Source organism: Desulfatiglans anilini DSM 4660, assembly GCF_000422285.1.
GTDB classification, from domain to species: Bacteria; Desulfobacterota; DSM-4660; order Desulfatiglandales; family Desulfatiglandaceae; genus Desulfatiglans; species Desulfatiglans anilini.
This window is the reverse complement of the sequence record NZ_AULM01000001.1, coordinates 35,048-59,443: the sequence shown is the minus strand read 5'-3', so window position 1 is coordinate 59,443 and position 24,396 is coordinate 35,048. Positions and strand designations below refer to the sequence as shown.

Annotated in this window: 22 protein-coding genes; 8 read left to right on the top strand and 14 right to left on the bottom strand. The window is 52.6% G+C overall.

All coding sequences use genetic code 11. The features are described 5' to 3' along the window. Nucleotides 1-23 precede the first annotated feature (23 nt). Both H567_RS0100255 and H567_RS0100250 read right to left on the bottom strand, forming a co-directional pair. Entirely contained in the window at nt 24-215 is a 192-nt protein-coding gene (locus H567_RS0100255; RefSeq protein ID WP_028319845.1) for a CooT family nickel-binding protein, read from the bottom strand. Beyond that, nucleotides 208-624: a DUF3842 family protein gene (locus tag H567_RS0100250; protein ID WP_028319844.1), complete on the bottom strand. Its 417-nt coding sequence runs from the start codon at nt 622-624 to the stop codon at nt 208-210. Before H567_RS0100250 ends, H567_RS0100255 begins: the two co-directional genes overlap by 8 nt. A gap of 177 nt (nt 625-801) precedes the next feature. On the opposite strand from H567_RS0100250, the gene plsY reads away from it, so the two are divergent. Then, on the top strand, nt 802-1,419 hold the full coding sequence (gene plsY, locus H567_RS0100245) for a glycerol-3-phosphate 1-O-acyltransferase PlsY (RefSeq protein ID WP_028319843.1): 618 nt from the start codon (nt 802-804) through the stop codon (nt 1,417-1,419). On the opposite strand, the gene H567_RS0100240 is transcribed toward plsY, so the two are convergent. After that, nucleotides 1,402-2,238 (bottom strand): ParB/RepB/Spo0J family partition protein, encoded by an 837-nt coding sequence (locus H567_RS0100240; protein WP_028319842.1) that lies wholly within the window; start codon nt 2,236-2,238, stop codon nt 1,402-1,404. The genes plsY and H567_RS0100240 overlap by 18 nt on opposite strands. Beyond that, nucleotides 2,213-3,007 carry a ParA family protein gene (locus H567_RS0100235; RefSeq protein ID WP_028319841.1) on the bottom strand — a complete coding sequence of 265 codons (795 nt, stop codon included), beginning with the start codon at nt 3,005-3,007 and terminating at the stop codon, nt 2,213-2,215. The genes H567_RS0100240 and H567_RS0100235 overlap by 26 nt, the downstream gene beginning before the upstream one ends. Nucleotides 3,008-3,528: 521 nt before the next feature. Here H567_RS0100235 and hypE point away from each other — a divergent pair. Then, nucleotides 3,529-4,542, top strand: coding sequence for a hydrogenase expression/formation protein HypE (gene hypE, locus H567_RS0100230; protein WP_028319840.1), 1,014 nt, complete (start codon nt 3,529-3,531; stop codon nt 4,540-4,542). On the opposite strand, the gene H567_RS22230 is transcribed toward hypE, so the two are convergent. Continuing rightward, nucleotides 4,501-5,466, bottom strand: coding sequence for a D-alanine--D-alanine ligase family protein (locus tag H567_RS22230; protein WP_051184393.1), 966 nt, complete (start codon nt 5,464-5,466; stop codon nt 4,501-4,503). The genes hypE and H567_RS22230 overlap by 42 nt on opposite strands. A gap of 1,178 nt (nt 5,467-6,644) precedes the next feature. Here H567_RS22230 and dnaA (H567_RS22225) point away from each other — a divergent pair. Both dnaA (H567_RS22225) and H567_RS28305 read left to right on the top strand, forming a co-directional pair. Beyond that, entirely contained in the window at nt 6,645-7,997 is a 1,353-nt protein-coding gene (gene dnaA / locus H567_RS22225) for a chromosomal replication initiator protein DnaA (protein WP_035252926.1), read from the top strand. Beyond that, the gene (locus H567_RS28305; RefSeq protein WP_153305995.1) at nt 7,994-8,275 is read left to right on the top strand and encodes a hypothetical protein; all 282 of its coding nucleotides are present in this window, start codon (nt 7,994-7,996) and stop codon (nt 8,273-8,275) included. The genes dnaA (H567_RS22225) and H567_RS28305 overlap by 4 nt, the downstream gene beginning before the upstream one ends. A gap of 6 nt (nt 8,276-8,281) precedes the next feature. On the opposite strand, the gene H567_RS0100210 is transcribed toward H567_RS28305, so the two are convergent. From H567_RS0100210 to gyrA, 5 genes are all read right to left on the bottom strand, one after another. Continuing rightward, a complete protein-coding gene (locus tag H567_RS0100210; RefSeq protein ID WP_028319838.1) occupies nt 8,282-8,464 on the bottom strand; it encodes a hypothetical protein in 183 nt (60 codons plus the stop codon). Nucleotides 8,465-8,620: 156 nt separating this feature from the next. Continuing rightward, nucleotides 8,621-9,433, bottom strand: coding sequence for a biotin--[acetyl-CoA-carboxylase] ligase (locus H567_RS0100205; RefSeq protein ID WP_028319837.1), 813 nt, complete (start codon nt 9,431-9,433; stop codon nt 8,621-8,623). A 2-nt stretch (nt 9,434-9,435) separates the two neighbouring features. Further along, entirely contained in the window at nt 9,436-10,452 is a 1,017-nt protein-coding gene (locus H567_RS0100200) for an NAD(P)H-dependent glycerol-3-phosphate dehydrogenase (protein WP_028319836.1), read from the bottom strand. 57 nt (nt 10,453-10,509) lie between these two features. Then, the gene (locus tag H567_RS29745; RefSeq protein ID WP_279614957.1) at nt 10,510-10,632 is read right to left on the bottom strand and encodes a hypothetical protein; all 123 of its coding nucleotides are present in this window, start codon (nt 10,630-10,632) and stop codon (nt 10,510-10,512) included. A gap of 186 nt (nt 10,633-10,818) precedes the next feature. After that, complete coding sequence (gene gyrA / locus H567_RS22220) at nt 10,819-13,239, bottom strand: DNA gyrase subunit A (RefSeq protein WP_035252923.1); 2,421 nt, start codon at nt 13,237-13,239, stop codon at nt 10,819-10,821. A gap of 53 nt (nt 13,240-13,292) precedes the next feature. Between gyrA and H567_RS28300 the strand changes: the two genes are divergently transcribed. Next, nucleotides 13,293-13,529, top strand: coding sequence for a hypothetical protein (locus tag H567_RS28300; RefSeq protein ID WP_153305994.1), 237 nt, complete (start codon nt 13,293-13,295; stop codon nt 13,527-13,529). On the opposite strand, the gene gyrB is transcribed toward H567_RS28300, so the two are convergent. The 4 genes from gyrB to dnaA (H567_RS0100170) all read right to left on the bottom strand — a co-directional run bounded on the left by gyrB (nt 13,526) and on the right by dnaA (H567_RS0100170) (nt 18,806). Further along, entirely contained in the window at nt 13,526-15,916 is a 2,391-nt protein-coding gene (gene gyrB / locus H567_RS0100180) for a DNA topoisomerase (ATP-hydrolyzing) subunit B (protein ID WP_028319835.1), read from the bottom strand. The genes H567_RS28300 and gyrB overlap by 4 nt on opposite strands. 2 nt (nt 15,917-15,918) lie before the next feature. Continuing rightward, nucleotides 15,919-17,034, bottom strand: a complete 1,116-nt coding sequence (gene dnaN, locus H567_RS0100175; RefSeq protein WP_028319834.1) for a DNA polymerase III subunit beta — start codon at nt 17,032-17,034, stop codon at nt 15,919-15,921. A 188-nt stretch (nt 17,035-17,222) separates the two neighbouring features. Further along, nucleotides 17,223-17,492, bottom strand: coding sequence for a hypothetical protein (locus tag H567_RS28295; protein WP_153305993.1), 270 nt, complete (start codon nt 17,490-17,492; stop codon nt 17,223-17,225). A 21-nt stretch (nt 17,493-17,513) separates the two neighbouring features. After that, entirely contained in the window at nt 17,514-18,806 is a 1,293-nt protein-coding gene (gene dnaA / locus H567_RS0100170) for a chromosomal replication initiator protein DnaA (RefSeq protein ID WP_153305992.1), read from the bottom strand. Nucleotides 18,807-18,923: 117 nt separating this feature from the next. Between dnaA (H567_RS0100170) and H567_RS0100165 the strand changes: the two genes are divergently transcribed. The 3 genes from H567_RS0100165 to cooS all read left to right on the top strand — a co-directional run bounded on the left by H567_RS0100165 (nt 18,924) and on the right by cooS (nt 24,384). After that, on the top strand, nt 18,924-19,667 hold the full coding sequence (locus H567_RS0100165; protein WP_028319832.1) for an ATP-binding protein: 744 nt from the start codon (nt 18,924-18,926) through the stop codon (nt 19,665-19,667). Between the two features lie 1,053 nt (nt 19,668-20,720). Further along, nucleotides 20,721-22,289 (top strand): acetyl-CoA decarbonylase/synthase complex subunit delta, encoded by a 1,569-nt coding sequence (locus H567_RS0100160; RefSeq protein WP_028319831.1) that lies wholly within the window; start codon nt 20,721-20,723, stop codon nt 22,287-22,289. Nucleotides 22,290-22,347: 58 nt separating this feature from the next. Next, entirely contained in the window at nt 22,348-24,384 is a 2,037-nt protein-coding gene (gene cooS / locus H567_RS0100155; RefSeq protein WP_028319830.1) for an anaerobic carbon-monoxide dehydrogenase catalytic subunit, read from the top strand. The last annotated feature ends 12 nt before the right edge of the window (nt 24,385-24,396 follow it).

Genomic DNA, 24,396 nt, shown 5'->3' with positions numbered 1-24,396 from the left:
CTGCAGCTGCTTCATTCAACGCGTCATGAAAGGGGCTCGAGAATGATCTTGTGATCGACGAGCGAAAGGGTCTTGACACGCGCCTTCAGGAGGCGCTCCTCGCCAAAGAGATTGACGATCCGCACCCCCTCCGGCTTCTCTTCCAACAAATCGACGCTTTCGAGCACCAGGTTCTCCCGGCCTGATTCGAACAGGTATGCCTTGGATTCACACATCTGACTGCACCTCCCGTATCATCTCCACGACCTTCAGGACCAGATGAGGGAGAGGATCTCCGGATACGCCCACCACCTTGACGGGTTCCTGGGTCAAAGGAATCAGTATCTTTCTGGCGCTGCATGAACCGACAGCCGCCGCAATGGCGGCAGTCACCTCACCCATCATGGCGTCTGTAATCAGAATGCCCAGCGGTCCTGCAATGATGTCGGCCTTTCGGCTGCTTGAGACAATCGCGTTTTCGCCCGTTCCTCCCCGATTGGCACCCGCTTTCATCATTCTGGATGTAGCGATCGAATTGGTGCCCAGGGCGAGAATCTCCAGCGCATCCCCCAAATTCTCCCGTATGCCCTTGATGATGGCGGCACCGATTCCGCCTCCTTGCCCATCGATGACCATGATCTTCATGGCGCAACCTTTCCTGAGGAAAATGGCGTGGGACGCATTGACAATAACCTGAGTTACCCTGTATTACAATCTGGCGTGATTTACAAGGGGGAAGGCTTGATCTGAATGCGGTTTTTTCCGTCTGTACTGCGGCAAACACCCGAACCCGCCCTTCAACCTCGGAGGGGATCAGAATTCATGGGCACCCTGTTGTTCCTCGGTATCGGCGCTTTTCTTCTCGGTTCCATTCCATTCGGCCGTCTAGTCGGTTACTTCGCCGGCCATATCGATGTGCGGAATGCAGGCAGCGGGAACATCGGCGCAACCAACGTCGCCCGTCAATTGGGAATTGGATGGGGGCTCTTGACGCTTGTCCTCGATATGCTCAAAGGGTTTCTTCCCGTGGCCGCGGCACAGCGGCTGGTTTCGGGGGACGCGGCGGTGTATGCCGGCATCACCGTTGGCCTGGCAGCCCTTCTGGGGCATCAGTTTTCCGTATTTCAACGGTTCGCCGGGGGTAAAGGCGTAGCAACCGCCCTTGGGGTCTTTCTGGCCCTCTCTCCGGTTGCCTGCTTGACAGGCCTCGGAATCTTCGTGGTTCTGGTCCTGAAATGGAGATACATCTCGCTCGGCTCTCTGGCTGCCGCCGCTTCCGTACCTATCACCCTCCATCTGCAGGATTTTCACCTCTCGGTCGTGCTCGGAGCCGTCATTGGCGCGGCTTTGATCTTCTTTCGACATCGCCAGAACATCCTGAGGCTGATCCGCGGCCGTGAGCCGAAATGGGGGCAAAAGATCTCAGGCGAACTGCTGTAGCAAACGGTCGAGTTCCTCATCGGAGTGGAAATGGATCACGATCCGCCCCTTTTTCCCCCGCCTTCTGATCTCGACCTGCGTTCCGAGGGAGCGCCTCAGATCCTCCGACAAGGCACTCAGGTAAGGATCGCGAATGCCCAAGGCCGGGCGCTTCTTTCCCGTCTTCGCCATGTCTTCGAGCTGCCGGACGGAAAGACCCTTCTGGATCACCCGATCTCTCAGCGCAAGCTGGCGTGCGGGGTCTTTGATCCCGGCCAGGACCCGGGCATGCCCCATCGAAAGTGAGCCATCGATGACGTTCCTCTGAATGGACTGCGGCAGGTTGAGAAGCCGCAGCAGGTTCGTGATCGAGGTCCTATCCTTCCCCAGCCGCTTGGCTAGAGCTTCCTGGGTAAGCCCTGTCTCTTCGAGCAGGCGTTTGCAGGCCAGGGCCTCTTCGATGGCATTCAGGTCCTTGCGGTGGATGTTTTCGATCAGGGCGAGCTGCAGGGCCTCGGCCCCGCTGACGTCCCGGATGACAACCGGCACCCGGTCGAGCCCCGCTCGTTGCGCCGCCCGCCATCGTCTCTCGCCGGCAATCAATTGATAACCCTGATCTGTTTTTGTCACCAGCAGGGGTGTCAAGATCCCATTTTCGCGCACGGATTCGGCCATGGACTGGAGTTCGGGTTCGGAAAATGCCTGGCGTGGCTGATAGGGGCTCGGCTCGATAGCGGCAATCGGGCACAGAAAAAAGTGCTGCCCTCGCCCGCCTTCGAGGTTCTCGGCCTCCGGTATGAGGGCCGCCAATCCCTTACCGAGCGCCTTTCTTTTTACCATTGTCGCCGATTCCTTTCTGGATCAGTTCCTTTGCAAGTTCGAGATAGCTCTGGGCACCTTTGCAGCGGATATCATACAGGAGAATAGGCTTGCCGTGGCTCGGGGCCTCACTCAAACGGACGTTGCGGGGAATGACGGTCTGCAGGACGCTCCCCCCGAAATGCTCTCTGACCTCCCCGGCGACCTGCTGGGAAAGGTTATTGCGCTGATCGTACATGGTCAACAAGATCCCGGCGATCGCAAGGGTGGGATTCAGCGTCTGTTTCACGGCTCGGATGGTGTGCAGAAGCTGGGAAAGTCCTTCGAGGGCATAATATTCGCACTGCAACGGGACCAGCACCGCATCGGCGGCGGTCAAGGCATTGACGGTCAAATACCCCAGTGACGGCGGGCAGTCGAGAAAGATATAATCGAAGCCCCCACGGACCAGGGAAAGCCTCTCCCGCAGGCGGTATTCCTTATCGGGCATCCCAGCGATCTCGACCTCGGCGCCGATGAGAAGGCTGGTGGCCGCCATCAGATGGAGCTTCGGCATTCCGGTGGCCGTGACGACACCCTCCGTACTCCCCGCCTCGGTGAGGAGATCGTAAAGCCCCTTTCCCATCTGCCTTCTGTCGAATCCCAGTCCGGTGGTGGCATTCCCCTGCGGATCGCAGTCGATCAGAAGGCACGTTTTGTCGACTGCAGCCAGGGACGCGGAAAGGTTGACGGCCGTGGTCGTCTTTCCTACCCCGCCCTTCTGGTTGACAATGGCAATGACCACTCCCATGTCCGCCTACCTTTCTGCACAGCATCACTCGATCCCGGCCTCCTCCAACCAGAGGGAAAAATGTGAGTGTCTCATGGCCGGATTCGAGGCTTTATTGTTTGATAACACAAACCGAATTCCTTGAAAAGACCAAAGCCGGTTTCACGTGAAACAACCGCCCCCGGCGTTGTTAACACCAAAGTGGAACGGAGCGGTAAACGGCGGAAAACCTTGGTTCCCGCAGCCTTGTTCCTTGACATGCAGCAGGGATGGCGCGTATCGTGCACTATTCTCGGAAGGAGGTCTTATCACCCATCCTCAACCCGGTTGCACGCCCTATATTAGAAGCCGGGAGACCAGATTATTTATCATAAATATCCAAGAGTTGCTGTGATCGTTCCAAATGTGGAAGGGTTGCCCCAACGAGCAAACCGTTTAAAGGCCGCCCCCCCGCAGGACGGAAACGTATTCAAAGCGGCCCTGCACCCCCAGACCGGCTCTCACCATCGCCGGCGCCCCCCTCTATCGCGACGGAGAAACGCATGGGATCGAATCATCATATTCTGCTCGACCACGGAAGCGGCGGAGAGGCCTCACAACGCTTTGTCAAGGAATTCGTCCTGAAATTTTTGTCCAATCCTTTTCTGGAAAAAATGGATGACAGCGCGGAGCTGATCATCGAAGGCGAAAGATGGGCTTTTACGACCGATTCCTATGTGGTCGATCCGATCTTTTTCCCGGGGGGGGACATCGGCTCATTATCGGTCAACGGAACCGTGAATGACCTGTCTATGCAAGGGGCCCGGCCGCTTTTTCTTACGCTGGCTTTCATCCTCGAGGAAGGTCTTCCCATGGAACAGCTTTCGGCAATCCTCGAAAGCATTGCGGCGACCGCCGACCTCGCGGGGGTCAAGATCGTCGCCGGCGATACGAAAGTGGTGCCCAGAGGTCACGCAGACAAGATTTTCATCAACACCGCCGGTCTGGGCTTGATCCCCCCCGGCATCCATGTCGGCGTGGAAAACGCCCGACCCGGGGACTGTGTCCTCGTAAGCGGTTCCATCGGGGATCACGGGCTCACTATCCTGACGCAGCGCGAAGGGCTTCGCCTCCAGACACCGCTCAGGAGCGATTCCGCTCCCCTCAACAAGCTGGTGGAGGCCCTCTCCCCTCTCGGCCCACAGCTCCATGTGCTGCGCGATCCGACCCGCGGCGGTGTCGCGACGGCCCTGAATGAGATCGCACAGCGCTCTGCTGCCGGCATCCGGCTGCACGAGGACGCACTCCCTTTTAAATCGGGCGTCCTTTCAGCCGCTGAAATCCTAGGGATCGATCCGCTCTATGCCGCAAATGAAGGCATCGCCCTTGTCATCACGGCACCCGATGCCGCCGATGCCGCCCTCGCATCCCTCCGTCTGGTTCCCGAGAGCCGCGACGCCCGGTTGATCGGGGAGGTGACGGATGAATTGCCCGGCAAGGTTCTCCTGCAGACCCGGGTTGGAGGCACTCGTATCCTACCCATGCTGAGCGGCCAACAACTCCCCCGCATCTGCTGATTCAAGGGCAACCCGCACAAGTCTGTCCAGCAAATCGCTCAAATTCAATCCGGCTGTCCGGGCCGCTAAAGGAAAAAGGCTTCTTCGGGTCATGCCTGGCAAGGTGTTTGTTTCGAGAACAAAGATGTCGTCTCCCTGGAGGATCATATCGGTCCGGCTCCACACGCCGCAGTGAAGCGCCCGATGCGCGGTTTTCGCCGCAACAGAAAGCCGTTCGGCTGTGCTGTCCGCAAGAACGGCCGGACAGATTTCTGCGGCTCCGCCGGGTGAGTATTTGGCGGCATAGTCGAAAAATCCGGCACCGGATCTCGAGAAGATCTCGATCAACGGCAGCGTCTCGAGCGATTGGCCTCCGATTACGCAACACGTGATCTCGCGCCCGTCCAGGAAGACCTCCACCATGATCTCCTCTCCATGCTCGAAGGCAAGCTCTATCCCTTTCAGGACTTCTTTTTCGTCCCGGCACAATGACATCCCGATGCTCGACCCTTCCTCGACGGGTTTCACAACCAGGGGCAGCCCAAGCTTTTCGATAAGTTCCCCGACTTTGACTGGTCCGTCCTTCGAGAGAACGCTATATGGCGCAACCTTCAATCCCGCCCGGCAATAGACATCCTTGGCAATCTGTTTATTCATCGAAACGGCGCTGCCTAGAACGCCTGATCCCACCATGGGAATACCGAGGATCTCCACAAGCCCCTGCATGCAACCATCCTCGCCCCTCTTCCCGTGCAGCACACTGAATACAACATCGAAATTACCGGGGCCGCCAACCAGGGTCTGCAGATTCCGGGCGGGGTCGATCCTTTCGACGTCATATTTGCCCTTGTCAAACGCCTCATAAACCGCGTCACCGCTCGCCATCGACACTTCCCGCTCCCTTGACCACCCCCCAGCCAGTAAGGCCACTCGTATCTTCTGCATATTCTTATGCTTAGCCTCCATTCACACCGTCTGTCCTTCAGTCCAGGAACTGGACCTAAAACAAAGAATACCCGCCTCTAGCCAGCAAACCGCATGCACCCGCTCATCGTTCTGCAGGAAGTACGACCGTATTCCGATATCGAAAGAGGAAGACCTCGGAGGCCTTCTCCGCCCGCCGGCATCCGTGCAGCGCGCTGGCAGATCCGTCAAGCCGGCAGAACTCATGAGACGCCGCTCACGCCCTGCCGACGAATCCTTCCGCCAGGAGCCGTCTGATCGTCCAAGCCGTCTCTTCGCTATATGCCCGTTTCCAAATCGAAACAACAGATTTTCCTCACAACCTTCGGGTGCTCGGCCGCACCCCTGCGAGGCGGGTCCCGATTCAGCCCATATCGAGGAAAGCCAACGCTTCTGCATAGGCCGCGTGTAGCCCGCACACAATCAAAAACGTAGATCAGCGGCACGATCGGCAAAAAAGACCGTTTTCCGATGAATCCTGAATATAACATCCTGGAAACAAAGTGCGAAAAAATTTTAGAACCATTTTTGATTTTCATTTCAACCTAATGAATGAATGAATGAAAGCCTGGCTCCCCACCCGATCATGGATTGCCGATGTCCGCTCCCTTTGACTCCAACATCAGCACCGCCATCTTCACCCTTCTCTCTTCACGAAGGCGGGAGCCTCCCCAGCGGTGAAATGGCGGCCTCAAAAGGGAGCCCGCGCGACTACAACCGCCCTGAGCCAGGATTCTCCTTCAGCTTTTCGAGACCAGGCTACCATTTGCCCAGGTCCTTGGACATACGTCCAGATTCGCGAACCGTAAAAAAAGAAATTCGAAGAAAAACAAAGAAAACCAAAGCAAAAAAGAGTTCTAGAATGTGAAAAATTGGATCAACAAACCTGAACAATACGCTAACAGATTGATTTTACATAATTATCATAAAACCAGATTTCCCCTTGTGAACCGGCCAGTTACCACGTTTGCCCGAAATTCTTCTATAGAAAAGGGAGGGTTACTTTTTGTTCAAAACAGGGGGCACCATAAATCCTCTCCGGCTCCGACATCCTTTGACAGGCAAGCGGGTTTCTTCTAGAACAGTGTCCACGCTTTCGATTGTCATCGTCATCTCGCCTCTTGAATATTCCAAAACATTTTACTTTCCGGGAGTAGCGCATGAAGTCCACTTGGGAGGAGGTCAAGAATTTGCTCAAATCTGAACTTCCGAATAACCATTTTACCCTCTGGATCAATCCGCTTACTTGTCTGAACCATCATGCTACGCAACTGGTCCTTGGTTGTCCGAACAAGTTTTCCCGAAAATGGGTGAGCGAAAATTATCTTCCGCTCATACAGAAGAAATTTCATGAAATCGGGGGTGCAATACCTGAGATCCAGCTTCGCGTGCAACCAGCCGGAACTTGCTCAACTCCCGCGAGAACTGAAGACGAACCCCTGCAACTCCCATTGCCCGCTATAGGGGTCCCCACTGGTCCAAAGCCACTTAGTCGTCTGGGTGATTTTACCTTCGATTCTTTCGTAGTGGGTCCCTGTAACGAGTTTGCCTACTCCGCTTCAAAAGCCATGGCCTTGAACGAGCGCTGGGATTACCACTCCCTTCTGATGCTGGCTAATACCGGCCTGGGTAAAACGCATCTAGCGAAGGCGGTCGGATGTCAACTGCTCCGTGGGAATCCCGGTTTGCGCGTCAATTATGTCACTGCCGAAGACTTCACGAACGAGATGGTTGTCGCGTTGAAAAATAATCAGATAGATCAATTCAAACAGAAATACCGGCGAAGCTGCGATGTTTTATTACTTGAAGAGATTCATTTTCTTGGTGGAAAGGAGAAAACTCAGGCGGAATTGGGACACACTTTGGATGCTCTTGCCAACGACAAAAAGAAAATCATCTTCACCAGTGCTATGCCCCCAAAAGATATCCCCAGCATGTCGAAAGAGCTGTCCTCGCGCCTCACCTCAGGCCTCGTCACGACTATCGGCCGACCCGATTTCGAAACGCGCACAAGGATTCTCACCAGGAAAGCTGACCAACATCGGCTCAAACTCGACAAAGAAATTATAAATATGCTGGCAGATGCGCTGAAAAGGGACATACGGCAGATGGAGAGTGCCCTTAAGTGTATTAGAGCAAAATCAGAACTGCTGAATGTCAAGATTGACCAGCAACTTGTTCGCGAAATTCTCTCATCACTGGTTACAATAAACCGATCATTGTCCTCTAAAGATATAGAAAAGATGGTATGTCACTACTACAAAATAGACTCTGAAATGTTACAGTCTAAATCGCGCAAAAAGGTTTTTGCATTTCCACGAAATGTTTATGCGTATCTCTGTAGGAAATTTACTGATGAAACGCTTGAATGTATTGCAAAACGGATCAACCGCAGCCACTCCACAGTCCTTTACGCTTCCGAGCTGGTAGAGAAAAAAATGAAGACCGATAACACCGTTCGAAAGCAGATTGCCTTTATCAGCGAAAGACTCGAAGAGCTTACTAAATCGTGAATCGTTCAGTCCTTGCTAAATATTCCTTGGTACTTCTCGCGGGGGCATTGTCTTTTGCTTTGCTGTATCTACTTGCCCTTTCTGTGATCTCCATTTGGTTTGGCATCGTACAAATGGATCGATCGGGATTCTGGCTGCCAATGGTTGCCGGAATAGTGGGTGTATTCTTTTTTACAGCACTGTTCTCCGCCCTTGTCTTCCGTTTCATCGATAAGTTTCGTAGATCAGGGGCCGCTTCCCCTTTTTCTTCCGATCCGTTTTCTTCCGAGCAGAATTGATCACCGTTAAATGAATTCTTCTTCGTAAAACTTTCTTAAAGACTGTTCATCTTTAGGAGATAAATTAAATCTCATGGACGCCTCCTCGATCAACCTGGCCGGAGATCTCCCAGGTTCGGTCTTGAGAATTTCCGAAATCCATTTTACTGCTTGCCTTACATCTTCCCCCTTCAATTGAATTGTAGACATGCTCCTCCCCTCGATATGCAATAAAAATGTTTAAAAAATGGTGATATCCTCGAAATTTAATGTTTTTGCGGAGGTGCCCGGCAGGTCGCCGCTTTAGTAGAACTCGAGATTTACGCCAGGATGCGCGAATAAGCTTTTTGGCGGTCGAAGCTCCATTTACATTCGCAAGGATACATCTCCCGCAAAAACAGGCTCTTCTATGCCGTTTGACCGTTGAATCAAAAGAGCCCCGTCTTTTCTCAGGCCTGTAACAATGCCTTCGAATTCACCGTCATCCCGTATTACAATCACGCGTTTACCGAAAAGGATGAAACGGCTCAGCCAAGCTTCTTCGATATGACGCCGTTTCCCGCATTCGAGAAACGAAAATTCTCGTTCGAATCCCTGCAGAATCTCTCCAAGCAGATCTTCACGCTTTATAGATGCGCGCGCTTCTCGGCTGACGCTGGTCACCGGGTAGGGCATTTCCTTGGCCTTCTGCGGATTCCAGTTTACATTGAGGCCGAGCCCAGAAACGATATAGCGCGTTAGACTTCCGTCAAAGCGCGCCTCGGTGAGAATCCCTCCGACCTTGTTGCCCTCGAGGAAGATATCGTTGGGCCATTTGATCATCCCCGCCAAACTCGCCACCGCCTCGAGGCCTTGGCAGACCGCCAACCCCAAGCAGGCAGTGACCCAAAAAAGATCATCTGCCGGAAAAGAGCTTCTGAGAAGAAGCGAAAAAATGAGGTTCTCACCCTTCGCCGCCTCCCAAATCCGACCCCTCCGGCCGCGCCCCCCAGTCTGATATTCCGCCCAGACCAAGGTCCCATGCGGAGCATTCTCCTCTCCCATTTGCTTGGCCAGCGCCTGTGTCGACGGCACGGTCCCAAGCCAATGAAACTGTTTGTACAGGCTCGAGCCGCGAAGCTTTTCGAGGACCGCTCCAACATTCAGGAGACTTCCAGATTCGATCTCGTTTCCCTCCACCTTCAGTGCTCGAGCTCCACCTTGAGCTGCCGACTCATCAACTCGCGTACAGCCGAGTGCGGATCCTTGTCCTCATAAAGGATCTCGTAGACCTGGGCCGTAATCGGCATCTCCACATTCATTTTTTCTGCAAGTGTATAAGCGGAACGCGCGGTCTTGACTCCCTCCGCCACCATCTGCATCCCTGCAGTGATTTCTCCGATCTTCCGGCCGCGCCCTATTTCCAGCCCGACTGTCCGGTTTCTGCTCAAATCACCGGTGCATGTCAACACCAGATCACCAATCCCGGCAAGACCCGCAAACGTATGGGGATTTGCGCCCAGCCTGACACCGAGCCTTGTCATCTCAGCCAGCCCCCGGGTGATCAGCGCCGCTCTGGCATTGTGACCGAAATGCAATCCGTCGGCCGCACCGGCCGCTATTGCAATCACGTTCTTGAGGGCCCCTCCCAGCTGTACGCCGATCAGGTCGGCGGTGCCATAGACGCGCAACCACTCCGTATTGAAGAGAGGCTGCAGTTTTTGTGCGCAATCCAGTTGACGGGCCCCGATGGTAACCGCTGTCGGCAAGTGGCGTGCCACCTCTTTGGCAAAACTCGGTCCTGCCAGACAAGCGAATCGATCCCGCCATTCTTCTCCCAAGACCTCTTCGGCAACTTCGGACATCAGCATCAGGGTCTCGTTCTCGATTCCTTTCGTGGCGGCGATCAATATCACATCAGAGGCGAGATACTCCTTCAGTCGGTGGAGGACTTCCCGAAAAACATGCGAAGGAACCACGAGCAGCACAACCTTCCTGTCTCTCACCGCTTCCGCCAGGGAACGGACCGGCTCGAGCCGGTCCGAGAGCGTGATATCAGGCAAAAAGACACGATTGACACGATTGACACGGATCTGCTCACAGACCTCTTCTTCCCTCACCCATAACTTTACATCACATCCCTTTTCAGCCAACAAGTTCGCGAGCGCCGTTCCCCAGCTTCCAGCACCAATAACAGCAACCTTGGAAATATCAGACATCCCGGCAAGCCCCTCCCTTAATTCCAAGCAGCATAAAAAAGCCGATAGATAATCCATCTAGCTATTTTCCATCCCGAAGTGGTCTTTTGGCCCAATCTCGTCGTCAATCTGCACGTTTGCTGGTCCGGCGACCACCAGGTCGCCTCCGCGCAATCGCTTGATTTTCTTGATATTGGCCAAACTGGGACCCGCCCCGCAGCGATGGGGCTAAGCAGACGCAGCGCGTCAAGAAGCCGCGACCCGTCGCAAAGCGGTGGGACCGAGCACCCGAAGGGTGTGAAAAAAATCCTCATTTCTGGATGGAAACCAGCTAAATCCTAAAAATACAATGTATCTTGAAAAACAGCGCAAGCTTGCGTGTTTTAATCAATCCTCCATTACCTTGGCAACCCCTGCAACCTTTTCATCCTCAGCCAAATCAATGAGCTTGACACCCTGGGTATTCCTACCGATAGTCGAAATATCGGCAACACGGAGTCGAATGATCTTTCCCTGCCCTGTCATAAGCATCAACTGATCCTGATTACTCACCTGATACGCAAAAACCACCAAACCATTTCTTTCTGTAGTCTTAATGGTCAGAATACCTTTGCCGCCCCTGCTCTGACGACGGTATTCCTCTGTTTTGGTTCTCTTCCCGTACCCATTTTCTGTGACCGTCAAGATCGTTGCGCCTTCGTCCAGAGCATCCATCCCGACCACTCGATCTTCGGGGTCCATACGGATCCCCGTAACCCCGGCGGCAACCCGGCCCATCGGCCGCAGTTCTTCCTCCGAGAAACGGATCGATTTCCCGAACTGCGTGGTCAAAAAGATGTCCTGATTTCCATTCGTCAAACGCACACCGATCAGTTCGTCCTCCTCCCTGATCTTCAATCCAACAATACCGCCCGTCCGTGGCCGGCTGTAGGCCGTCAAATCGGTTTTCTTGACAAACCCCTGGCACGTCGCCATTACCACATATTTTCCCTGCTCAAAATCCCTGACGGGCAGAATCGTGGCCACTTTTTCATCTTTCTGCAGATCCAGCAGATTGACAATCGCCTTCCCCTGAGATGCCCGGCCTGCCTCCGGAATCTCGTGCACCTTGCGCCAGTACACCCGCGCCTTATTCGTGAAAAACAGAAGATAGTCGTGCGAGGAGGCGACAAAAAGCAGTTCGACGAAATCTTCAGCCTTTGTCTTGACGCCCGTCATTCCTTTTCCACCACGTTTCTGCGCCCGGTACAAGCTGGCAGGGCTTCTCTTTACATACCCCGTATGGCTGATCGTGACCACCATCTCTTCATCAGCGATCAAATCTTCAATATCCAGATCCTCGACGTCTTCGAGGATCTCCGTCCTGCGCCTGTCACCATGCCTGGCCCGAATCCCTTCCAGCTCTTCCTTGATGATCTCTCGCACCAGTTGCTCATTGCCCAATATCGCCCTGAATCGCTCGATGTTCTTGATAAGCTCTTCGTATTCATTGTTGATTTTTTCACGCTCGAGACCCGTCAACCGTTGGAGCCGCATATCCAGAATGGCCTGTGCCTGTCTTTCCGAAAGTTCCAATTCACCTATCAAACGTTCCTTCGCTTCCTTCGGATCCGACGCAGATCGAATCATTTCGATCACCTGATCCAAAAAATCCAGTGCTTTCCTGAGGCCTTCCAGGATGTGCGCCCGCTCCTCGGCTTTGCGGAGATCGAAAATCGTTCGTCGAATAATAATCTCTCTGCGAAACGCGATAAAATATTCGAGCACTTTCTTCAAAGTGAGGACTTCAGGCTGGCCGTTGACAATGGCCAGCATAATGATTCCGAGCGACACTTCCATCTGGGTAAACTTATAGAGCCGGTTGAGTACGACCATGGGGTTGCCGTCCCTTTTCACCTCTATGACCACCCGCATGCCTTCCCGGTCCGATTCGTCACGGATCTCGGAGATGCCCTCTATTTTTCGCTCTTTCACAAGTTCAGCCATCTTCTCGAGCAGCTTCCCTTTATTGACCTGATACGGGATCTCAGAGATGACGATCTTCTCTCGGCCGTTTCCTGCCTTTTCGATAAAGGCCCGCGCCCGAATTCGAATGATCCCGCGTCCTGTGCCATAGGCTTCCAGGATACCGGCTCGGCCAAGAATGAATGCCCCGGTCGGAAAATCAGGTCCAGGGAGCCATCGCATGAGATCCCTCACCTCCATTTCCGGATGATCGATCAGCTTTACCAGGGCTTCACACACCTCGGAGAGATTGTGGGGAGGGATATTGGTCGCCATCCCCACGGCAATACCCGAAGAGCCGTTCACTAAGAGATTGGGCACCGTCGTCGGCAAAACAACAGGCTCCAGCAACGAGCCATCATAGTTTTCGGTGAAATCAACCGTTTCCTTATCAATGTCGGAAAGAAATTCTTGGGCGAGCTGCGTCATTCTCACTTCGGTATAACGCATCGCGGCAGCCGGATCACCATCTACCGAACCAAAATTACCCTGCCCGTCGACCAATACATAGCGCATTGAAAATGTCTGCGCCATGCGAACGATCGTATCATAAACAGCAGCATCACCGTGGGGATGGTATTTACCGATTACATCTCCTACTACACGAGCGGATTTTTTGAACGCTCTATTGAAATAATTTCTTAATTCGTGCATGCTGTAAAGAACACGACGATGAACAGGCTTCAAACCATCTCGAATATCCGGCAAGGCCCTGCCAACAATAACGCTCATTGAATATTCAAGATATGAGCGCTTCATCTCCTCTTCGATATTTACAGCACCGATATTAACATCAAGATCCATATCTTACCTTATAGCTAAATTTTGACAAGATAACCTATCCTCAAGATAACAGAATGCTGGACGCGCTAAACGGAAATGCTTTCCCGGTAGAATCCAATTTTCGATCCAGAAATGAGAATTTTTCTTCACACCCTTCGGGTGCTCAGTCCCTCCGCTTCGCGGCGGGTCCCGGTTTGGCCAATATAAGGAAAATCAAGCGTTTGCGCGGAGACGACCTGGCGGTCGCCGCGCAAGCAAACGCGCAGATTGAAGCCGAGATTGGCCAAAAAGATCATTTCCGTATGATCTAAATATCGAGATCCGACACTTCTCCTGCATGCCTCAGAATAAAATCCCGCCTTGGCTCTACCTTGTCACCCATCAATATGGTAAAAATATCATCACTTTCAACAAAGTCTTCAATTTTTACTTGTAATAGAGTTCTTTTTTCGGGATTCATCGTCGTTATCCACAACTGTTCAGGGTTCATTTCACCAAGCCCTTTGTACCTTTGTATGCTCAAACCCTTTTTTCCACGGTCCGTCAATTCGTCCAGCAGATCCTTCGGGCTATCTATTACTTTCTGCTCATCGCTTCCCTCCAATTTGAATCTTTTTCCGCTCACAAACCTGAATTGCCTCGCTTCACTCAGCACTTTGCGGAGGTCAGGCGACGACAGGAACTCCCAGTCAACAGTGAAAGGCTGACCCCCATTTCCCGCTTCCCTGACCGTAAAATGGTAATAACCGGTTTCCTCATCCTGCCTCAAATCATCGACCTGAAATCCCCTCTCCCCTAGTTTTTCAACAAGGGCGAGCATCGCATCCGGTTCCTTGAACTGGCGCTTGTCCTCTCCATCATGTTCAGCCAGAAACTCGACAAACCTCACACTGTACCCCTTGCGCGTCAAACTCCGAACACCGTCGTAGAATTTTGCCAGACCTTCCAGCAGTGCCCGCAGCCGCTCACCCCTGATTTTTTCTCCATCCTCCGCGACCAAGGCTTCCCTTTCAGCAATTCTTCTTGACAGCAGACGATGCAGATCAACTTCCGTTTTCAGAAAAGTTTCAACCTTTCCATCGACGACTCTATAGAGGGGCGGCTGCGCTACATAGAGGTATCCATGCTCCAGTACGTCCGGCATCTGCCTGAAAAAAAACGTTAGCAGCAACGTTCGAATATGCGCCCCGTCTACATCCGCGTCTGTCATAATGATCACCTTGTGATAACGAAGGGATTCCACCTTGAAATCCTTTTCGCCGATACCCGTTCCGAGCGCAGCGATCATGGTTCGGATCTCTTCGCTCGAAATCATGCGGTCGAATCTTGCCTTTTCGACATTCAGGATTTTTCCCTTCAGTGGCAAAATCGCCTGAAAGCGTCTGTCCCGCCCCTGTTTTGCAGAACCTCCGGCAGAATCACCCTCCACAATGAATATCTCGCTTTTTCCCGGGTCCCTCTCCTGACAATCCGCCAATTTGCCAGGCAGCGAATGGTCCGCCAGGATGCCCTTGCGACGCGCGAGATCCCTCGCCTTTCGCGCCGCCTCCCTCGCCCTGGCGGCGTCTATCACCTTTCCTAGAATCGCCTTGATCACAGACGGATTCTCTTCAAAAAATACCGCAAGACCCTCATTCACCAGTGTCTCAACGTATCCCTTTACATCGCTGTTTCCCAGCTTCGTCTTGGTTTGTCCCTCGAATTGGGGGTTTGGGAGTTTCACGCTGATGACCGCCGTCAAACCTTCTCTGACATCATCTCCAGACAGCTTTTCTTTGAAATTTTTTGACAAAGGCGAATTCTGCAGATACAAGTTAATACTACGCGTAAGTGCCGCCTTGAACCCGCTCAGATGACTTCCACCTTCACGTGTATTAATATTGTTTGCAAATGTGAATATATTTTCCTTATATGAATTATTATATTGAAATGCCACATCAACGATAATTGAACTTTTCGTACCAGTGATATAAACAGGCTTTGGATGCAAAACTTCGCGATTCTTGTTCAAATACTCGACAAAGCTTTTTATCCCTCCCTGGTAATGAAATTCCTTCTTTTTACCAATCCTTTCATCCGCTATTCTAATGCGAACACCGCTTGTCAAAAATGAGAGTTCTCGCATTCTCTTCGATAATGTTTCAAAATCAAAATCAATATTATCAAAAATAGTCGAGTCGGGGCGAAACCATATTTTCGTTCCTGTACGCTCCGTATCTCCCAGTTCCTTCAGTGTGCTCTTTGTCTCTCCTCTTTCATAACGTTGATGGTAGACATGGCCATTCCGGTAGACCTCCACTTCGAGAAACTCTGACAACGCATTGACAACGGAGACTCCGACACCGTGCAAACCACCAGAAACAGTATAGGTCTTGTTGTCGAATTTTCCCCCCGCATGGAGTTTTGTCATGACCACTTCGAGCGCAGGCAAATGCTCGCCCTCATGCATCTCGACCGGTATCCCGCGTCCATTGTCGACTACCTCTACCGTGCCGTCTGAAAAAAGATGTACATCGATTTGATCGCAATAGCCGGCGAGCGCTTCGTCAATACTGTTGTCGACAACTTCATATACGAGGTGATGGAGCCCCTCCGGTCCAGTATTACCGATGTACATCGACGGCCGTTTTCTGACCGCCTTCAATCCCTCCAAAACTTTGATATCGGAGGCGCCATACGAATTCATCTGCTTGTTCATTCTTACAGCCTCATTGGCATGATTAAACCAAGAAATCCTTTATCAGCTTCGCCTTTCAACGTACAAGGCTTCGATTCGTCCGAAAATCCCAACGAAACCCTCTCACTCTCCATACTTTGCAAAATATCGATAAAATAACGTGGATTGAATCCCGCCTCCACGCGTTCCCCTTGAAAAACCACATCCAAAGCCTCCTGGGCGTCGCCCAGGTCAGGATTCGTCGATACGAGTTCCATTCGGTTGTTTTCAAAGGCGATCTTTACAGCCCTATATCTTTCGTTGCTCAAAATCACCATCCGCTTCATCGCGTCAAGAAGATCAGCCCTGGCCACCTCGACCGACGAAACCGCTTCTTTCGGAATGACCGCATCATAATCGGGAAACTTGGATTCCAGCAAGCGAATCACCAGTAACGCCTTTTCCTTCCTCGCTACACAATTTTTATCCTTGAAGCCCAGCAGGACGGATCCACCATCCTGCCCCATTTTCCCAAGTTCAAGCATCCCTTTTTTGGGAACCATCAGTCCATTACCCAAACCGAGATTCTCGGCCGCCAAAAAAGGCTTGTCAATCAGGGAAAGGCGATGTCCATCGGTAGCTACCATTCTCAAAAAAACTTTGCCCTGTCTCGACACCCGTTGGATAAAAATCCCCGAAAGCTTATACCCTGCCTCATCCGTACTAACGGCGTATACCGTCTTTTCGATCATTTCAGAAAGCAAAGCACCAGGTATATCGACCAGTTCAATCTCATCCGGTTCGAAAAATACAGGATATTCATCAGCAGGATATGTAGCGAGGTTGAACCGCGTAAAACCATCTGTAATAAACACCCAGTTATTTTCTTTTTTCTGTATTTTTATATTGTTATTTTTTCCTTCCTTCAATATTTCAAACAACTTTCTGCCAGAAATAGTGATATTTCCTTCAGTGTTTATCTGAACCGGAATTTCGTTTTGAAATCCTAATTCAAGATCTGTGGCAGAAATAAACAATGTTCCATTTCTAGCGGTCAGAAGAATATTTGACAGGATCGGCATATTGCTTTTTCGTTCTATAATACTCTGCGCCCTGGCAATCGATTTGTAAAGTTCATCCCTGTCAATACTGATATCCATGCCTTTCCCTCCGGTCGCTTTTTCTGTGGGTGGTCTGATTATTATTGTTTTATATATTTACAACTTATAAAGATAAATACAAAAGGTTAAATTGTTGAAAAATGTTATAAAAGTTTGATATTTCAGAAAATATAGATTGACCACATTTTTTGATTCTCAGAACAGTCTCGACAAAAACGGTGTCGGTTTCAGAAAGGCGAAACAGTTATGAAAGGTTTTGCCACCCATACTGAAAAAATGTCTCCAAAATTTCCACTTTGTTGATGATCATCGGGAAAAGAGCAGCTAGCAGGCAAAGGTTTCAGCCCTGAAATGAGTTTTTTTGGAAATAATTTATAATAAAGCGCTTGTAGTGATGAAAGCTGTAAATTACCCATCAACAAGCGTGCAGATTCATATCGAGATTGGCAAAAATGCCCCTTTTTCCCAGGATGTAGTTGAATATGCAAGTGTTCCATAGAGCCCGGCGTGCTGGGTTCTTAGACCAGCGAGGTTTCGATTTTTCGGATATCATCGAGCACAGCGGTTTCGGACAATTTCAGTTTTTCAATTCGTTGTACAGCATAGACAACGGTCGAATGATCTTTATTTCCAAATGCTTTGCCAATGTCTTTGAAAGAGAGGCTGGTCCATTTTCTCGCAAGAAACATGGCTATTTGTCTTGGATAGACCGTGCGCCTGGTCTTGCTGGCGGAAACGAGTTCGGAGACCGGTATCCTGAAGTGACCAGAGGTGATTTCCTGGATATGGGCGACGGAAATCGATTTTTCGTGGGGTCGCTTGATGACGGTGCGTATGGTAGCCAGGTCTACGGGGCCCTTTTGAAGAGAAAGATGAGTTGCAAGAGCAATGGAGCGCTCGACTAATGTCTTGAGATCTTGCGTATCTCCGGCGAGAAAAAATAGCACGTCCTCGGGAATTTCGAATAGGCCCAGGTGGGGGCTCGCTTTCAAAATGTTCATTTTCAAGGTTTGGCTCGGGGAAAGAATCTCGGCAAATAAACCCCACTGTAACCGGGATCGGAGCTCCGGGATGATCTTGGTCAGATGGTTGGGGGGCTGGTTCGCGGCTAGAACGATTTGACGGTTCGTTTGCTGGTAGTCGTCGAAGAGTCGCAAGAATTCCTTTTGAGAGGCTTCCCTTCCTTCGAAACAGTGAATGTCGTCGAGTAAAAGCGCATCAAATGCTTCGTGTTGCGCCCTCCACTCAGGGAGGCGGTGATTTCTGGAAGCATGCACCATGGAATCAGTGAATGCGTCTGCGGTCAGGTACGGACACCGGGTTTTAGGCGCCTTCGTAAGCAGTCTGTGGGCGATGGCACGAAGAAGATGGGATTTTCCTGCGCTCAGAGCGGAAAATATATAAAGGGGGTTGTAATCCTTCCCCGGGTCTTCGCAGATCTGGATGGAAAGGGTGCGTGCAAATCGGTTTTCTTCGGCTTCGATGAATGTTTCGAAGGTGTACATCTGGTCGGCAGCCGCGACCCTGCGGCCCTGAGGGAGTTCGAATAGAGCGGCGGGAGAGGGCTTTTCCAAAGCAGGGCAGGATCGTTGTTCGATCTCAATCTTGGGGGTGAGATCGAAAATCCTCTTGAATGTATCCTGGATTTGTCGAATATAATGGTCTGCTATCCAGCTTGCCACAAATTTGTTCGGCGCTGAGAGAATCAGACGATCTTTCTTGAGGCTTCTCAAGGTTACTTGACCAAGCCAGGTATGAAATTCATCTGGATCGATTTCCTGTCGCAGGGCTTGGTAAACGTGGTTCCACATAGGGCAGTCAACGGTTTCCGAGGTGATTTCAATGCTGTTCCAGAAGTTCTTGACATCTTTACTTTTTACCAAAATTCTGCTATAAAATCAAATATTTTTTTGGAGAGGGGAAGGCGCATGAGTTATTCGATTGCAATGGCTGGAAAGGGTGGAACAGGCAAGACAACCATGGCTGGCTGGCTGATCAAATTTCTGGTTGAGACCGGCCGCACACCGGTTCTCGCCGTTGATGCCGATGCCAATGCCAATCTGAACGAGGTATTGGGACTGAAAATCGAGGGTACGCTCGGGGAAGCACGGGAAGAGATGAAAAAAGGTGTGGCTTCGGGTATGACGAAGGATGTTTTCATGGAGATGAAGCTTCAGGAGGCGGTTGTCGAAGCCAAGGGTTTCGACCTGGTTGTCATGGGCCGGCCGGAGGGAGCCGGCTGCTACTGCGCGGCCAATACGCTTCTGACCCAGTATCTCGAAAAGTTGGTGGACAACTACCCCTATGTGGTGATTGACAATGAGGCCGGCATGGAGCACCTGAGCCGTCTAACAACGAATAATATCGACGTGCTTCTGGCTGTTTCGGACAGTACACGAAGGGGGATCCAGGCAGCAGCCAGAATTATTGAACTCGCTGAGGAATTGCATTTGAGGATCGGACGAAAATGCCTGGTGGTCAACCAGGCGCGGGAAGGTCAAGAGCAGGCGGTTGCAGAGGCCGTGAAGAGCTACAATCTCGAGCTTTTGGGTATTGTTCCGGAGGATCCGCTGGTTCAAGCCTTCGACCTTCAAGGACGGCCAACATTCGATTTAGGCCGGGACAGCAAGGCCTTGCAGGCCTCCTACGCGATCTTTGAAAAAATAGTTTAGATCCATCCTGAAATGGTCTTTTTGGCCAATCTCGGCGTCCATCTGCACGTTTGCTTGTGTGGCGACCACCAGGCCGCCTCCGCGCAAGCGCTTGGTTTCATTGATATTAGTTAAACCGGGATCCGCCGCGAAGCGGTGGGACTGATCTGAGAAGGCCGTTTCTCTTCACTCGGGATATTTTCTCCGGGGCAGGCAGCGGATGGTTCCCATCTTGCGGCTGCAAACCTTGCCGCAGTTCCTGGACAGTCCGGAAAGTGCAGCCTGCAATCAGCTTGCTCCCGGAGGATGGGGTACGGGATTTTGCTCGCCGTTGAACCGGCTCAGTGCCGAGCTGGGGGTTCGAGAGGGAGGCTGCCGGTCGTGAATGGATGCATGACATCCCCAATTTCGTTTTTCCGATGTCCGTTGGGAACGGTCGGCTTTTTCCGGAAGCCAAAACCGCAGGAAGAGATGTGTACGCAAGTCCCTGGCTTTGAAACAATATATTGTATTAAAGATCAGAAAAACACTATATATTGGATCAAGGTCCAGGGACGAAGCCCTTTGAATTACAGCAAAAATGACTTGACAAGCTGGCTATCTTCATCATACTTTACAGCCCCGAAGGTCTCTCTCTCATGCTGGCGGAGACATATTTTTTTGACCTGTTTTGTTCTATTTTTCACAATGATCTTGGGAAAGGAAGCTGAATGAGACGTAAGGCAACAAAGTGCAGATCTTTCGGCCTGCCTCATCCTCCTCCATAAGCGTGGAGGCCTTCCCAGGGATTATATCGTGAAATAAAAGCCGGTCTGATCGAGAAAGAGCCATTTTCACCCAGTGGTACCGATCATGCGCCCTCGGAGTTCATGGAAAAGCATGGCAAAAGACCCTGCCGTCCTCGTTCTACGAATTATTCGGAGCGCCCCCTCGAACATCGCGCCGACTCTGTCGGAATGTGAAATCGGTTTAGAGATGTACCGCTGAGTGAGAATTGCTTTCTCTCGGAATGGAAACCACGTTAACGGGCAGTCACAGGTTTTGTGATTAAATCCAAGAAGGAGGTAGAGAAAATTGGCCTTTGAAATTCCCAAGCAACCCTACTCAGGAAAGATAGGGGTAACGACCGTTGGAACCGGTTCCGGCGCACTCAAGTTTGGTGGGCAGGATAGCTATCCATTTTACACCTTTGAAGGCAGTGCGCCCAACCCGCCCAAGATCGCCATGGAGATCTGGGACTATGATCCCAGCAAGGAGTGGCCGGCTGCAGCGGTGGAACCGTTTAAGGATGTCATCGCCTCCGCAGAAGCATGGGCAAAAAAGTGCGTTACGGAGTATGGAGCCGACCTGATCGTTCTGCAGCTCAAGAGCACGGACCCGAACGGCATGGACCGCAGTCCGGAAGAGGCCGCACAGGTGGCCAAAAAAGTAGCCGACGCCGTTGACGTGCCTCTGGTAGTCTGGGGAACCGCCAATAATCAGAAGGATGAAGCGGTTCTCAAAAAGATTTCCGAGCTGTGCGAAGGCAAGAATGTTGCGCTTTCGCCCATAGAGGAAGGCAACTACAAGGGAGTGGGGGCAAGCGCTCTCGGATATGGCCAATGCATTGTAGCTTCCTCCCCCATTGACGTGAACCTTGCCAAGCAGCTCAATATTCTTCTGGGCAACCTTGGCGTTTCCAGCGAGAAGATCTTGATCGATCCGACCACCGGTGGTCTCGGGTACGGGCTGGAGTACAGTTATTCAGTCATGGAGCGTATCCGCATGGCGGCTCTGACTCAGGAAGACGATAAGCTCCAGCTGCCCCTGATCAACAACATCGGCAACGAAGTTTGGAAATGCAAAGAAGCCGGGCAGACCATCCAGGACGCCCCCACTTTGGGGGATCCGGAAAACCGTGCGATCCTGATGGAATCGGTCGCTGCTGTCTGCTACCTGCTTGCGGGGTCGGATATTGTTATTCTCCGTCACCCCGAGTCCGTCCGCCTTGTCCGTTCTTTCATCGATCTGACATTGAACGGCGGTATGGCGATGGACGTCCAGCCCATCGCGAAAAAGCTTGAACTGCAGGAAGCCGACCTGCTGGCTTTGTCCCCCGAGCCGAATCTTGAACTCGGTGAAGGCGCAGCCCCTGCAAAAGAAAAGCCCGCGAAGGCGGCGGCGCCGGAAAAGAAGGAAGCGAAACCCGCTGTGGAGAAAAAAGAGACAAAGGAAGCGCCCGCCGCTGCGGCACCGAAGGCCGCGCCTGCAGCGCCCCCTGCCGAAGATAAGGCGAAGGCCGAAGCCGAGGCCAAGGCCAAAGCTGAGGCTGAGGCCAAGGCCAAAGCCGATGCAGAAGCCAAAGCGGAGGCGAAAGCGAAAGCGGACGCAGAAGCCAAAGCGAAGGCTGAGGCGGAAGCCAAGGCGAAGGCTGAAGCCGAGGCAAAGAAAAAGGCCGAGGCCGAAGCCAAAGCCGCTGACGAGCAGAAAGCGAAGGAAAAAGAGGAACTGCAGGCCCTGAGGTACAAGCGGACCTTGGAGCGCGAAAAGGCCGCTGGGGAGCGAAAGGTCAGCACCGTAACCAGCAAGACGGCTGCCAAGGAGCAGCCGGGCATGGTTGACCGCATGATGGCCAATATTGACAGGATTCATAAGCGTATTTAACTGCTAACCAACCTTAAATGCCACGGATTATTCCGAAAATAAAGGGAGGAACCCCGAAATGACGACTGAAGAAGTCAAGAAGGCAGTCAAGAAAGAAAAAGCCCCGGTAAGGGCACAGGACCTGACGGTTGACCCGGCGAGCGCCCAAATGATCGAGAGGGCCTGGGACCTCGAGATCGAGACCATTTTCGACCGCGCCCAGAGCATGAAGCCCTGTAATATCGGGGTTCAGGGGACCTGCTGCAAGAACTGCGCTCAGGGCCCCTGCCGCCTGCCGCTCCCCAAGGGCGGAGTCGAAGGAAAGGACACCCGCAAAGGCCTCTGCGGTGCCACCGCGGAAACGATCGCCGCACGAAATTTCGCCCGGATGGTCGCCGCCGGCGCGGCAGCCCACTCGGACCATGGGCGGGGTGTCGCCGAGACCTTCCTAGCAGCCGCGCGGAAAGAAACGCACGACTATCACATTCGCGATACGAAAAAGCTTCTCGAGATCGCGCCTGACTTCGGGGTCGACATCACCGTAGAGGGCGAGAACGGCGAGGTCCTCGACCGGGACATCGACGAGATCGCCGTGGAAGTCGGCGAGGCCGCCCTCGGCCAGTGGGGCCAGCAGCAGGGTGAGGTTTGTACTGTAAAGCGGGCCCCGGTGCCCCGCTACGAACTGTGGAAGAAACTCGGTGTGGTGCCCCGCGGCATCGACCGGGAAATCGTGGAGATCATGCATCGGACCCACATCGGTGTGGACCAGCATTACGAGAATATCGTCGAGCAGTGCAGCCGGGCCGCCATCGGTGACGGCTGGGGCGGATCCATGATCGCCACGGACCTGCAGGACGTTCTTTTCGGTTGCCCCTATCCAATCAAGAGTTCAGCCAATCTTGGCATTCTGAAAGCAGATCATGTCAACATCGTCATCCACGGGCATGAACCCCTGCTGAGCGAAATGATCGTCCAGGCGGCCGAGCTTCCCGAAATGGTGCAGCTGGCCAAAGAAAAGGGAGCTCATGGCATCCAACTGGGTGGGATATGCTGTACGGCGAATGAGATCCTCATGCGCCACGGCGTTCCGCTTTGCGGCGACTTTCTGCAGCAGGAACTCGCCATCGTGACCGGGGCGGTCGACGCCATGGTCGTGGACGTGCAATGCATCATGGAAAACATCGCCAACGTCGCACAGTGCTTCCACACCAAAGTGATCACGACGAACCCGAGGGCCAAGATCGCTTCCGGTGACACGATTCACATCGAATTCGACGAGCACACCGCTTTTGAGGATGCCAAGAAAATCGTCCGGACAGCCATCGAGAATTTCCCCAATCGGTCGAAGCCGGTCATCATCCCCGACCAAAAATCCGACCTGGTCGCAGGCTTCAGCTACGAGGCGATCAACTACCATCTGGGAGGAACCTTCCGCGCTTCTTATACCCCGTTGAACGACAACATCATCAACGGCCGGATCCGCGGAATCGGTGGTGTCGTCGGTTGCAACAACGCGCGCACCGTTCACAACGAGGGTCACCTGACCGTTGTCAAGGAGCTGATCAAACACGACGTCATCGTTTTGACGACCGGCTGCAATGCCATCGCCTGCGCGAAGGCCGGCCTCCTGACCCCTGAATCCGCCAAGGTGTTCTGTGGTCCGGGTCTTGCCGAAGTCTGCGAGACCGTCGGCATCCCGCCCGTCCTGCACATGGGCTCCTGTGTCGACAACAGCCGCATCCTGATGGCTGCAGCCGAAGTGGTGAAGGCCGGCGGCCTGGGCAACGACATCAGCGACCTCCCGGCAGCCGGCTCTGCACCGGAGTGGATGAGTGAAAAGGCCATCAGCATCGGCCATTATTTCGTGGTATCAGGCGTCTACACGGTCTTTGGCGTGACCCTTCCCGTGAGCGGTGCGCCGGTCTTCGAGAATTACCTCTATAAAGAGCTCGAGGACATCTATGGCGGTATGTGGGACCTGGTCGCCGACCCCTATGAGCACGCCCACAAGATGATCGCTCACATCGACAAGAAACGTAAGGCCCTTGGCATTGACAAGGCCAGGGAGCGTGTCCTCTTTGATATGGCGGCACGCCGTGATTTGGAAGCCGCTTAATCGAACGCGAAC